General features: G+C 33.2%; 10 protein-coding genes. All 10 read left to right on the plus strand.

Annotation, left to right across the window (positions count from 1 at the left end; genetic code table 11):
* The first annotated feature begins 98 nt into the window (after positions 1-98).
* The 10 genes from JR347_RS05025 to JR347_RS05070 all read left to right on the plus strand — a co-directional run bounded on the left by JR347_RS05025 (position 99) and on the right by JR347_RS05070 (position 14,086).
* Entirely contained in the window at positions 99-887 is a 789-nt protein-coding gene (locus JR347_RS05025) for an FkbM family methyltransferase (protein WP_205722956.1), read from the plus strand.
* 3 nt (positions 888-890) lie between these two features.
* Positions 891-1,886 carry a DUF6625 family protein gene (locus JR347_RS05030; RefSeq protein WP_205722957.1) on the plus strand — a complete coding sequence of 332 codons (996 nt, stop codon included), beginning with the start codon at positions 891-893 and terminating at the stop codon, positions 1,884-1,886.
* Between the two features lie 3 nt (positions 1,887-1,889).
* Complete coding sequence (locus JR347_RS05035) at positions 1,890-3,044, plus strand: glycosyltransferase (RefSeq protein ID WP_205722958.1); 1,155 nt, start codon at positions 1,890-1,892, stop codon at positions 3,042-3,044.
* A 23-nt stretch (positions 3,045-3,067) separates the two neighbouring features.
* Complete coding sequence (locus JR347_RS05040) at positions 3,068-3,997, plus strand: D-glucuronyl C5-epimerase family protein (RefSeq protein WP_205722959.1); 930 nt, start codon at positions 3,068-3,070, stop codon at positions 3,995-3,997.
* The gene (locus tag JR347_RS05045) at positions 3,994-5,217 is read left to right on the plus strand and encodes a glycosyltransferase (RefSeq protein ID WP_205722960.1); all 1,224 of its coding nucleotides are present in this window, start codon (positions 3,994-3,996) and stop codon (positions 5,215-5,217) included. The genes JR347_RS05040 and JR347_RS05045 overlap by 4 nt, the downstream gene beginning before the upstream one ends.
* The gene (locus JR347_RS05050; protein WP_205722961.1) at positions 5,214-6,479 is read left to right on the plus strand and encodes a glycosyltransferase family protein; all 1,266 of its coding nucleotides are present in this window, start codon (positions 5,214-5,216) and stop codon (positions 6,477-6,479) included. The genes JR347_RS05045 and JR347_RS05050 overlap by 4 nt, the downstream gene beginning before the upstream one ends.
* 73 nt (positions 6,480-6,552) lie before the next feature.
* Complete coding sequence (locus JR347_RS05055; protein ID WP_205722962.1) at positions 6,553-7,422, plus strand: sulfotransferase domain-containing protein; 870 nt, start codon at positions 6,553-6,555, stop codon at positions 7,420-7,422.
* On the plus strand, positions 7,423-9,270 hold the full coding sequence (asnB, locus tag JR347_RS05060) for an asparagine synthase (glutamine-hydrolyzing) (RefSeq protein WP_205722963.1): 1,848 nt from the start codon (positions 7,423-7,425) through the stop codon (positions 9,268-9,270).
* A complete protein-coding gene (locus JR347_RS05065; RefSeq protein WP_205722964.1) occupies positions 9,252-10,481 on the plus strand; it encodes a glycosyltransferase in 1,230 nt (409 codons plus the stop codon). Before asnB ends, JR347_RS05065 begins: the two co-directional genes overlap by 19 nt.
* A gap of 50 nt (positions 10,482-10,531) precedes the next feature.
* Complete coding sequence (locus JR347_RS05070; protein WP_205722965.1) at positions 10,532-14,086, plus strand: PKD domain-containing protein; 3,555 nt, start codon at positions 10,532-10,534, stop codon at positions 14,084-14,086.
* Positions 14,087-14,116 lie beyond the last annotated feature (30 nt).

Consider the following 14,116-nt stretch of genomic DNA (forward strand, 5'->3'; position numbering starts at 1 on the left):
TTTTTAAAATGTCTTTTAAAACATACTTACAAAAACTAAATAAATTTTCTCTTTTAGAGCGACCATTAATTATGGTTTTCTCAATAAGCTCTTATTTATTGGATAAGTTACCTAAAGGCTTAATTGATACCCATATAATTTTTAGGCAACTACTTAAAAACGGTTTCCAGATAAGTCGAGATGGCGGAAATAACCTCATAACGGGTTTTAATAATTTAAAAACTGGAGTTGTAATTAAAAGAGACTCATCAGATGCGAGCGTTTTAAAACAGATTCTAATTGATATGGAATATGAACCTGTAGTTAAACTTTTGCAAAACAATAATATAATGCCCGATAAGATAATTGATGCGGGAGCGAATATAGGCCTAACAACACTTTATCTTAAATCTATTTTTCCTGATGCAATTGTTATTGCACTTGAGCCCAATAAATCAACATTCTTAAGGATGAGGAACAATTTTGAGCTTAATGGTTGTTTAAATGTAATTTCTTTAAATATAGGGATATGGAATAGCAATGCTTTTTTAATTCCAGATAATACCTTTAGAGATGGTCAGGATTGGTCTTTCAGACTCATAGAATCTGATAGCAAATCGAATCAAAATATTGAAGTTAGATCTTTAGAAAGTCTCCTTGACGAATATAAATGGGACGTAGTTGATTTTTTAAAAGTAGATATAGAAGGCGCTGAAAGTAAACTTTTTGAAAATAAGGAACTGGTTCAAAACTGGTTACCTAGGGTAAAGGCAATTGCTATAGAGATACACGATGAATTTAACTGTAAAGATAGAATTTTGAGGATTTTATCTGAATATCAATTTCAAGTGGAATTTTGTGGTGAGTTGTCTGTTGGAGTAAACCAAAGGTTGGTTAAAAAATCATAGAATTTGAAAAGGATAGTTATACTCATACCGTATTTTGGTGATTGGCCGCCATTTATAAATATTTATCTTCAATCATGTGCTTTCAATAAGGAAATTCTGGATGTTATCTTTATAACAGATTTACCTGCCATAAAAAATGCCCCTGAAAATGTAAATTTTCATCATATTTCATTTGACGGATTAAAAAAGCATATTGAGGATAAGCTAGAATTAAAATTACCCAACATAGCACCATACAAGTTATGTGATTTTAGGCCTGCTTACGGAGTACTCTTCAAAGAGCTTGTTAAAGATTATGATTTCTGGGGCTATGGTGACATTGATTTAATTTATGGTGAATTAAACAGGTTTATTACGGATGATATACTGAATAATTATGATTTATTAGCCTTTAAGAAGGGTCACTTACATGGGCCCTTTTCATTATATAGGAATAATGAAGATGTTAATTTGTTATATAGGAAGGGCAATTTTAAAGAAATATTCCAAACCGAAGAATATCTTTCTTATGATGAGTTTAGTCGAAATCCATTTTATACTGAAATAGAAGACGAACAAGAAATATTGAAATTACCTAATAATAACATCTCTGTTATTGTATTTAAAGAGCAAATAGCTAAAAATCTATCGGTTTATAATGTTCAATATGCTAAAGAGAATTTAACGAAAAGAGAAATTATAGCTTACAGTCAAGGGAGGCTTTATAATTATCACACTAATGAAAATTACATATTTTATCACTGGGTGTTAGAGAAGAGATTCATTTGGTTTAACTATCCAAATTGGATATTACAAGCCCCCAAAGAATTTTACATGAGTTTAACTGGGTTTTACAATATTGAAGAATTCAAGATTTACACCTATTTACACTATAAAAAAATGATTGTCGGAATGATCAAATGGTGGTATTTGAAAATCAAAAATTACATTAAAAGGAAAGTGGGATTAGTAGTAACTTTGGACACTTACCCTAAAAGAGGCTGGGTTAAACCCCTTTAAGCCATGAAAAAAATTCGTATTCTTCATTTAATTACTGACCTTGGAAAAGGTGGCGCTGAGCGATTTCTTTTGGACTTATGCAAGGAGCTGGAAAACTATGCGAATATTGATTTTAGAGTTGGCGTCCTATATGACAACAATCGAAATCAAATATTTACTTCTAATCTTCCTATTGTTCAACTGAATTACACTTCTCATTCTTTCAGGCGAGTAAATGATTGTATAGAATACAAAAAACTATTGAACGAGTTTAAACCCCACATTATCCATTCACACAGATTTTTAGCTGAGTTTTTGTCGTCTTATTATGTAAACCCAAACATATGCTATGTATGCCACGGACATGATAATATGATACAACTCAATCGTCCATCGCTCAATACTTTTATGAACAAGAGATTGTTACTTAATTATCTTGAGCGACTTCACTTAATTTTTAATAAATATAATCGAGTACCAACCTATTTTATAGCAAATTCTAGACATACAGAGAACTACTATAGAAAGGTTCTCCCGAGGCATATGATAAGCAATGTCAAATTGATTGAATATGGATTTGACTCGAAAAAATTTTATGATTCAAAACAAAAGAGTCTTCCTAAGACCAATGAAAGGCTTAAAATCATAAATGTTGGAAGTTTTCAAAAAAAGAAGAATCAAAAATTTATAGTAGAAATTGGCAAGGCACTTAGAGATCGAGCAATTGATTTTGAAATTCATTTGCTCGGGGATGGGGAATTAAGGCAAGATGTTGAAAAGCAGGTACATAAAAACGACCTGACACAATATATTTATTTCCATGGTGTGGTTGATAATGTAGAAGATTGGTTAAAAAAATCTCATCTCTATCTTCATACTGCATGGTATGAGCCTTTCGGACTTGTTTTCTTGGAAGCCATGGCGGCAGGTTTACCATGCATAGCATATAACGGTCAGGGTAATAGAGATTTAATTAAAAACGGCAAAAATGGCTACTTTTTGGAGGAACATTCTGCCTCTTTATTTGCTGAGAAGATAATAGAACTAATATCAAATGAACAATTATATTTAGAAATATCTAATTATTGCAAGTCCTTCGCTTTGAACTATGATATTGAAATCAAGACTAAAGAATTGATTGACTTTTATAACCAAATTGTATCGGAGTTAAAAGAATAAGAGTTAACTATCTTAACAATAAAATGGAGGAGAATAAACATATCAAATTGCCTTTAGGCACAGTTTCATTATCTCCAGAACTCGGTTCCTACTATATCGATATGAGACCGGCTAAAATTCATTATCAACCTAATATTTGGGGAGGCGATTTTGATCAAAATGGAGTGCCTCGAATAAGTTTTAAAGGTGAGCTTGGTTACTTTCCAATTAATATAGCCCAATATGGCTTTATGCTCCATGCTGAATGGTTAGAAACAGGAAATATAGAAACTCTTGAATTAATGAAGAGTTGCCTGAATGTGTTGGAGGAAATTAAAACTGAAAACAATGACCATTGCGTATGGTGGCATAATGAAATAAATTATAGATATAATATTGAACCTCCATGGGCCTCAGCAATGGCTCAAGGTGAATTAATCTCCTTTTATTTAAGAATGTATCAAATACTAGGAGAAACAGATTTACTCAACACAGCATTAAAATCATATGAATTTATGCGTGTAAATGTTTCAGAGGGGGGTGTAAGACAGTATAGCGAAGATTTAGGAACATGGCTGGAAGAATATCCTTCTGATCCACCATCTTTTGTACTTAATGGGTTCATTTATGCTATTTTTGGTATATACGATTTATACAGAGTTACAAGAAATGAGTTGATTAATGAGGATTTGCAAAGGTTATTAAATACGGTAAAAAATAACCTTAGTAAATTCGATGCGGGATTTTGGTCTTATTACGATCTTCAAAAAAAAGAGTTAGTGCGTTATTATTATCAAAAGAATGTCCATATTCCTCAATTAAATGTACTATATCAGTTAACTAATGAACCAGTATTTTTAAAATACGCTGAAAAGTGGGAGAGACAACTTACAAGTATTAATTATTTGATTGTGAAAATTATGTACAGAGTTTTACCAAGAGTAAGAAAATTGAAAAAGTTAATCTCATTTTGAATCTCTATTTTTTATGTGACCAATACCCGATTGGTAAAGGGGAGTTTTTTGTAGACAATGAAATTAAAATTCTTGCCTCATACTTTGATGAAGTTTATATATTCATTCCTAGACAGTCAGCTTACGACTTAGGAAGGCAGGTACCCAAAAATCTTAAAGTTATAGAGTATGATCTGAACTTTAGTAAGTGGGATGTTATAAGGTATTACTATTTATTTTTTAAACTATTTTTTCTAGCAGAGCTAGTCTTTGCCATTAAAAAGTTAGGGTTTTCTCAATGCCTTAATAGCCTTAAGATCATGATTGTTGATGTTTTAAAGGCAAAGAAGCTTAGTTTGCTTCTATTCAAGTCAATATCACTCAATCCTAAGAAAGAAGGATTATTATATTCATATTGGAATGACTATAAGGCGCTATCAATAGCCTTAATAAAACAAAAATACCCACTAATAAAAGGCATATCACGAGCACATGGTTGGGATGTCTTCGCAGAAAGGCAACGCATTCCATACTTACCATTTAAGAAATTTATATGTAGTAGTTTGGAGCAGACTTATTCAATTTCCACTTCAGGGATGAATGAATTGTTAAGTGTGTACGGCCTGCCTTCAGATAAGATTAGCGTTAGTAGATTAGGGACAATTAATAATGCCTCTTATAACATGAATAATCCTACTAATGGATTTACAATATGTAGTTGTTCAAATTTAATTCCACTTAAGCGAGTTCATTTAATAATAGAAATATTGAGCTTGCTTAAAACCAAGGATGTTCATTGGATACATTTTGGGGATGGCCCACAAAAAGATGAATTGATGTCGTTAGCCAAGATAAGATTAAAGGAAAGTAGTTATACCTTTTCAGGTCTTGTTCCTAATCATGAGATAATAGAACATTATACTAATAATTTCATTGACTTATTTATAAATGTTAGCAGTTCAGAGGGAATACCTGTAAGTATTATGGAAGCAATGTCGGCAGGGATACCTGTGATAGCCACTAATGTTGGAGGTAGTGCTGAAATTGTAAATAACAATAATGGATTTTTGATTGAGAGGGACTTTAATATTGAACAGGCGGCAGAATTGATTGACCATTATTTCTCCAGACCTGTTGATTATCGTGAACAAAAGAGAGAAGCAGCCTACTCCTATTGGCACAAGCACTATAATGCTAATATTAACTATCATACTTTTGCACAGGCAATAATTCATGTATGAGAAAAATACTTATAATAAGTTACTTTTTTCCTCCAAGCATTCTCACAGCATCTAATCGAGTTGAAGGGTGGGCCAAGCATTTGGCTAAATTCGGTTATTATCCCATTGTAATAACTAGAAATTGGGACATTCAAGGATCGCAGGAAAAGCAACGGTTGCAAACTAGTGGTAAAAAAATAGAGGTTAACTACCATGATGATTTTGAGGTGCACTATCTACCATATAGATCTTCATTTAGAGATATATGTTTGAATAGAAACTGGAGATTTTTATCACGCGTGCTCACATTTTTTGAATTGATATTAAGGAATTTTACTGTTCAAATTATACCTTATCGCAACCTGTATTTTTATGCTAAAAAAATAATTAAAAAAAATACAGATATAACGGGAGTACTCATATCAGCAAACCCTTTTGAGCAATTCCTTTTTGGTTTTAAATTAAAAAAACTATTTCCTGAGTTAAAGTGGATTGCAGAATATAGAGATGAATGGACAACAAGAAAAGAATATGACAGTACAAGAGGCAAAAATTCTCTAGTTAAATTTCTTGAGAGAAGGTCGGAAACTAAATGGTTGAAAGAAGCTGATTTGGTATTTACAACCTGTTCTTATTTTTCAAATAGAATATCTCAGCTATTGAATCAAAATGTTGAAGTAATACCTCATGGGATGGTAGATGCGTTGCTAGCTACAGATGATAGGGAAATTGATAAACAAAAGTTTAAGATTGTTTATGGGGGTACTTTGTATTCAAATCAGCCTGTCGAAAGCTTTCTTAGAGCCTGGCAGTCTTTCGCTAGAGATAAAGAAGATACAGAACTTTTGTTTTTAGGTGCTAATGTTGATTCATCCGTAAATATACGTCTGCAGCCTTATGTTTGTGAAAATGTAAAAGTAACCGAACGAATAAAACGAGTAGAATCTGATAAAATGCATCAGGAAGCAGCTATTTTATTGCTTCTACCTTATGATAATATGAAGGGTTGGCCCTCAAGTAAATTATATCATTATCTCACCTATAAACGGCCAATTCTACTATTTCCGAATGATCATGATATTATGGAAGAAGTACTTATGGATACCAAATTAGGAATTATTCCAAAAAGTGAACCTGAACTTGTTTCTATATTAGAATTAAACTATGAAAGTTGGAAGAAAGGTCGATTTAATCCTATTAAAGGCGAAAATATTCATAAATATACTCAGGCACAGCAGGCTAAAATACTATCTGAATATTTGAATCAATTAAATGCCAATTAATGGTATCCCATTCTATAGTTATAAATTTAGATGAGGTCAAGGCACTAAAACCAGTATGAGGAAAATCGATTTAATGATAATAGGAGCACAAAAAGCTGGTACTACTTCGCTAAAAAATTATTTAGCTGAGCATCCAGACATTGGTGTGCATATTACAGAAGAACTAGCTTATTTTCAATCTGAAAATGAATATTCAAAAGGTTTCGATACATCCTTTAAAAGAAGTTACCTTAAACAAAATGCTAAGGTTATTGTAGCGAAAAATGCGGGCCTTTATGAACGGGAGTTGTATTTAAGTAGATTAAGCGGACATAATAAAGACTGTAAAATTGTCTTTATCATAAGAAATCCTGTAGATAGGGCATTCTCATCTTATTTAATGGAAAAAAGAGAAGGATTTATTGATTTTGATTCTAAAAAACTTGTAGATATAATATCGTCAGATGATCCTTATGACAAGAACTATTTCAGAAAGTTTTTAGGGTTAGGATTGTATTCAATTCATTTGCAAAACATATTAGCTCATTTCCCAAAAGAGAATGTACACATATTTACTTTTGAGGAATTAAAGTCAGATGCACAGCAGGTTTGTTCAAAAATATTTGAGATTCTGAATATTGATCCTACGATTTATATTAACGCAAATAAGGTTTACAACAAAAGAAAACACATACGTTCCAAACGTTTGGCAAGAATATTAAATAGATTGAAACAAGAGGAGAATCCATTGAAAAGGGTTTCTAAAAAGATTATCCCATATCGATGGTTTTTAAAATTATCAAAACGCATTCAATCAATTAATTACACAAAAGAAGAAACCCAGCGTGAAGTATTGAGTGATGATGTTAGAATGCAATTAATTGAATTTTATAAACCCTACAATTTGAAATTGTCAAAAATGATTGGGAGAGAATTAAGTGATTGGAATAAGGTAAGGAATTAAATGTGTGGCATAGCTGGTATTTACGGAAATTTCAAGAATCAGGAAATAACTATTAGAAATATTACTAATAAGTTGAAACACCGTGGCCCTGATTCTGAAGGCTATTATGTAAATACAACATCAGGAATTGCCTTAGGTCATAGGCGGTTAAGCATCCTTGATTTATCAGAGAATGGAAATCAGCCATTCTATTCTCATTGCAAGAGGTATGTAATGGTATATAATGGCGAAGTGTTTAATTACAAAGAAATCGCTTCGAACCTGAATATAAACCTTAAAACGAATTGTGATTCCGAAGCAATTATTGAGGCGTTTGTTTTAGTGGGTAAACAATTTGTACATCAATTAAATGGTATGTTTGCCATTGTAATATATGATACTTTAAAAAATTCGATTTACTTATTTCGGGATAGATTGGGGATTAAACCATTATTCTATTTATATAATCCATCCAACAATCAGTTTGCTTTTTCATCAGAGATTAAATCACTTAAACCACTACTTTCAGAAAGCCAACCAGATATAAATCAACACTCCTTGGCTGAATTTTTACACTTAGGTTATATTTCTCAGTCTTCAACAATTTATAGTGACATCCTAAAATTTCCATCTGGTAGTTATGGCGTCTATCATGATAATCATTTAGAAATAGACTCTTATTGGGAGCCAGAGACCCATATATCAACTGAAGTGATTAAAGATGAAATTGAGGCTAAAGATAGATTAAGTGAATTGCTTACAGATGCTGTAAGAATGAGAATGATAGCCGATGTACCGCTAGGTACATTTCTTAGTGGGGGCATAGATTCAAGTATTGTTACTGCCTTCGCACAAAGACTTTCTGACTTGCCTATAAAAACATTTTCTATAGGGTTTAAAGACAATAAATATAACGAAAGTGTATTTGCAAAATCTGTGGCAAAACATTTGGGAACGGAACATTATGAATTCATACTTACAGAGCAAGATGCTTTAGATCAAATTACTAACTTATTGGATATATATGATGAACCATTTGCTGATTCATCTGCAATTCCCACTTTGTTAGTAAGCAGGATGGCTCGAAAAGAAGTGACCGTAGCTCTTTCTGGTGATGGTGGAGATGAGCAGTTTATGGGTTATGGCATGTATGACTGGTCTAACCGACTGTCAAATCCAATTATAAATACATTTAGAAAGCCATTAGCCTATGGTTTAAAAACAGTAGGAAATAACCGTTTAATGCGTGGAGCGGAAGTTTTGAATTATTATTCAAAAAAAAATATCGAAAGTCATATATTCTCTCAAGAGCAATATTTATTCTCTGAACGAGAATTGAATTTAATATTAGTTAATCCCCCAGATGAGTTGGCCATTTTTAAAAATTTTGGAAAAATACCTCGAAAACTAACTGCATCTGAAAAACAATCATTCTTTGATTTAAAATATTACCTAAAAGATGATTTGTTAGTAAAAGTTGATCGAGCTTCTATGTTTCATTCATTAGAGGTAAGAGTTCCACTTCTAGATCACAATTTGGTTGAATTTACACTTAATCTTGATGAGAAGTTGAAAATAAAAAAAGGTATTAAAAAGTACCTGCTAAAACAAGTACTCTATGATTACGTACCTGAAAGCTATTTTAACAGACCCAAATGGGGGTTTTCAATTCCGCTAGAGCGTTGGCTCAGCACTAGTTTAAAGTATCTTTTAGATGAATATTTGTCTAAAGAAGTAGTGGAAGATTGCGGCATTGTAAACTGGGAGATTGTGAGAGATATCAAAACACAGTTTTTTTCTGGTAGAGTTTTTTTATACAATAGATTATGGGCACTTATATTAATACATAAATGGATAAAGGCTCAGTAAAACATATACTTTATTTGTCTTACGATGGAATGACAGATCCTTTAGGTCAGTCTCAAGTGCTCCCTTATTTAGTTGGTCTTTCAAATAAAGGTTTTAAATTTTCATTGCTCTCATTCGAGAAAAAGGTAAATAGTGATAATGAAAAAATAATTAATGAAATTATTAATACGGTTGATATATCGTGGTTTCCACAATCCTATTCGAAAAGACCTCCTGTACTATCAACAATTTGGGACATCATTAAGATGTATAATGCTTCGAAAAGAATCTTAAAGAAAAACCCTTATGTTATTGTTCATTGTAGGAGTTATGTGGCAGCCCTTGTCGGTCTAAAGCTGAAAAAGAAATTCGGAATTAAATTCGTATTTGACATGCGCGGGTTCTGGGTAGACGAACGAGTTGAAGGAGGTATTTGGAAGTTATCCAATCCGTTTTATAAATTAATCTATAGGTTTTTTAAAGAAAAGGAATCTTATTTCTTTAATGATAGTGATTACATAATTTCATTAACCCAGGCTGGTAAAGAAGAAATAATTAGTAATTATTTATCTAAAAATGTACCTATCGAAGTAATACCATGTTGTGTTAATAGTGATTTGTTTGATTATAAAACGGTAAATCATAATAGGCAAATTGGACTACAAAGTACTTTAAAACTTGACACAGATAATTTCATAATCTCATATTTAGGATCTATTGGTACTTGGTATATGTTGGATGAAATGCTTGAATTCTTTAAAGAGCTTTTAAACAAAAAACCAAATGCAATTTTTCTATTCATAACAGCTGATAATCCTTTAATAATAGAGAGGAAAGCTAGTGAGTTAGGTATTAATAAAAATCAGATTAGAATTACTAAAGTTACTAGGAAGGAAGTCCCAGATTATTTAGCGCTAAGTGATGTAGCCCTATTTTTTATAAAACCTGTTTATTCTAAAATCGCTTCATCTCCTACCAAATTAGCTGAAATTATGGCAATGGGGATTCCAATTATTTGTAATGACAATGTAGGTGACATTAAAAGCATAGTAAATGACGAGGTTGGTTATGTTATTAATCAATTTACTAAATCAGAATATCAAAATGCTATTCGTAAAATACCAAGGCTAATGCAAAAGGATAAGTTAAAGATTAGAAATCAATCGATAAGACAATTTAATTTGGATCGTGGTATAGACAAGTATGCTAATGCATACAATAAGCTAGTTTGAAAAATAGGGTTACATCCAGTCAAATAATAATATAAATTGAAATTAAAGGTTTGACAATTAACTTATCAGAAAATATTCTCAATCTTACCTCAACTCTTTTACTGTCGTTAGTGGTACTAAATAGTTATGGGCAATCCGTATTGGATGTTACAGTTAATAATTCAGTATGTATTGAGCAACAGTTGAACATAGAAAACAATTCAACTGGATTCACTAACTATTTTTGGGATTTTTGTATTGGTGACTTCAATGAAGAGCCCATAATCAATTCCTCTAGTATTACTGGAATGAATTTTGGGTCAGGCATTGAGCTGGTGGAAGATCAGGGAAACTGGTTTGGGTTTGTGCTGGACCGTGGAGCCGGATTCGAGGTGTTCAGGTTAGACTTTGGTGATAGTCCATTGAATGATCCTATAGTTACGGAACTTAATTTAACAGACGGACTCTTCTTAAAACCACCAGATGATATATCAGTTTTAAAATTTAACAACGTTTGGCATGCTGTAATAGGTTATAGAGAAACAGGTGGGGAAATTATAAGATTAGATTTCGGACCATCATTAACGAATAATAATCCTGTTGAAATAAATCTTGGAAATTTCGGGTATACAACCAATGCCATTAGAAATGTACAATTGATTGATCAATCTGGTGATTTAGTACTGATGCTAGCTCCAAACACAGGCTTCAGTTTTTGGCGTATTAATTATGGTGATTCGTTTGATAATGAAATAGATATATTAACTGATGTGATTAAAACAACAGCTCCTGAAGCTGATTTAAATAGACTCATGGGTTTTGATATAAAAATAATAAATGGTGATTATATTCTTCATTGTGTAACAATAAATGCTGCTAAAATTATGCGATTAAATTTTGGTAGTAGTTTAATGAACACCCCGACATGGGATGCTATTTATAATTTTACTGGACCTTCAAATTCCCATGATATAGATCTGGTGAGAGATGGCAGTAATTTTTACGGATATGTTAGCAACTCTAGTCAGTCACCTAAGGTTTTCAATTTTGGCGACCTAACTGCTGTACAACAACCTGCTGAGATTAGTTATAGCGCAACCATACCGACCATTGATGCTATTGATGTATTTCGTTTTGATGGACGCTCCTTTATTTACGGGGTTAATAATTCTGTGTTTAACCGTATTGAGCATTATTATAATTGTCCTGTTAATCTTCAAACAAATGCGGAAAATGAACCTGAAATTTTTTATAACGAGGAAGGCTCTTATGAAATTAGTTTAGAATGTACCGCACCAGAAGGGGTTAGTAATTTCACTGAAACGATCACAGTATCTCCCGATATTGCCCCCACTATCTCCTTCGCCAACCAGACCATCTGCCAATCTTCACCCATCCAATTCTCGTCAACCACGGATGGTACAGGGTTAACCTATACCTGGGACTTTGGAGATGGAAGTCCAACTTCGGGTGACGCTAACCCAACTCACAGCTATGCCTCTGCCGGAGAATATGAAGTAAAGTTAAGTATTGAAGATGGCACATGTGGAAACTTTACTAAACAAACCATTACTGTTTACCCAGAACCAGCCCCTGATTTCACAATTCCTAGTGGCAATATCTGCACCAATCAAAACTACCTATTCACAAATGATACGCCCGGTAATTTCGATGGCCTCATCAGCTACACATGGCAGCTTGATGGTGAAACTGTTTCTACTGATGAAGACCTAGGCTTACTATTTACCTCTGGCGGAACCAAGGAACTGAAACTTATTGCTAGCATTCCCGGGTGTGATGTAGAGATAGCTAAAAACCTAACTGATATTAAGGAAGGATCACTTTCCGAATTTGTTTTCGATGATGCCTGCATTGGTGAACTTGTACAATTTACTAACCAGTCCATTGGAGCTATTACAGATTTCAATTGGGATTTTGGTAATGGTTTTTCTTCTACACTGGAAAATCCCCAACTTGAGTTTGCTGATGCAGGCACATTTGAGGTAACGCTTGAATTAACAAATGCTGATGGATGCGTCACTTCTGATCAGCAATTAATCACCATTCATCCATTGCCAGAAGTGAATTTTGAATCTGATCTGTCATGTGAAAACTTACCCACGCAATTCAATGATCTTTCATCGGTAACCCTTGACAATTTAAATAGCTGGAGTTGGAATTTTGATGATGGATCTGAACCAGTGACTTCACAAAATACATCACATGTTTTTAGTGAGAATGATAATTACGATGTAAAGCTGATTGTGGGCACCACCTTTGGTTGCCTGGATAGTTTAACACAAACTATTACAGTATTGGAAGCCCCAGAAGCTGAATTTTCTTTTGATAAATTGTGTGAAGATGTGGTTATCAATTTTTCAGATGAGTCCATACCATTGGCAGATGAGGCTATTACCAATTGGGCTTGGAATATTGGTGGAGTATTTCGTGGACAGCAAAACCCCTCATACACGTTCGAAGAACCTATAGATTATCCGGTTTCATTAACTATTACTTCAGAAAACCTCTGTACTTCCACGATTGAAAAAGTGATAAGTATACCACCTTCACCTTCACCTTCTTTTATAGTTGAAGATAATTGCACCAATGAATTAACACGTTTAATAGATGTTACTGAGATCTCTGGAGATGAAATTACCAGTTGGAGTTGGACGTATGATGAGCAACAACTAGGGACTGAATCATCCGTAGAAAATTTATTTAGCGATTCAGGTACATATCTGGTGAGTATGAATTTGCTTACTGCCAATGGATGCGAGTATGAGGTCAGTCAAAACGTTGAAGTGTTTCAGGCACCACAGGCGTCTTTTAGCCCATCAACAACATTTGGCGCTCCTGAATTGGAGGTTGATTTTGTAAATAACTCGACCGGGGCAATAACTTATCGCTGGGATTTTATGGATGGAAACACTTCTGAGGCAATTAATCCAACAAATAATTTTACCTCTATTGGAGAATACGATGTTCAATTGATCGCCATTAATGAACAGGATTGCCGAGATACAGTATCGCAAAGAATTAGTGTTTTGGAACCTACATTAGATCTTGAAATAACTAGTTTAATGTTGGTTGAACGACCAAATGGAGACGCTATATCTCTAACTATTTCAAATAGTGGTAGTATCCGTCATGATAGTCTATTAGTTACACTAGATTTAGGTGGCGAGGCTTCATTTCAACAAATATTACGAAGTGAGTTATTACCTCAAGAAACCATCACCAGACAACTTGAATTGGGCCTTACCAACAGAAGGCTTAATTATTTGTGTGCCACGGTTCAGAGTTTTTATGCCATCGAAGAAGAAAATTCTGATAATAATAACTCATGCATCACTTACAACAATGCCAATCTGGTAACCAGCTTGCCATACCCAAATCCTTCAAACGGAATCGTTACTATTGATCTTATAACTACTGAAGAAGCAGACGTACAGATACAAATTGTTAATAGTCAGGGACATTTAATATCTTCATTTTCTGATGTTAAGCCACGAGGTAATAATAATCTTGTTCTTGATTTATCAGAATTATCAGGAGGAACGTATCTCATAAGACTCAAACTTCTTGGTACAGAAAAGCTTTACAGGGTGATGATCAGCAATTAGCATTCTGGTAATAATCTAATAATACATCTG

Source organism: Fulvivirga lutea, from assembly GCF_017068455.1.
Lineage (GTDB): Bacteria > Bacteroidota > Bacteroidia > Cytophagales > Cyclobacteriaceae > Fulvivirga > Fulvivirga lutea.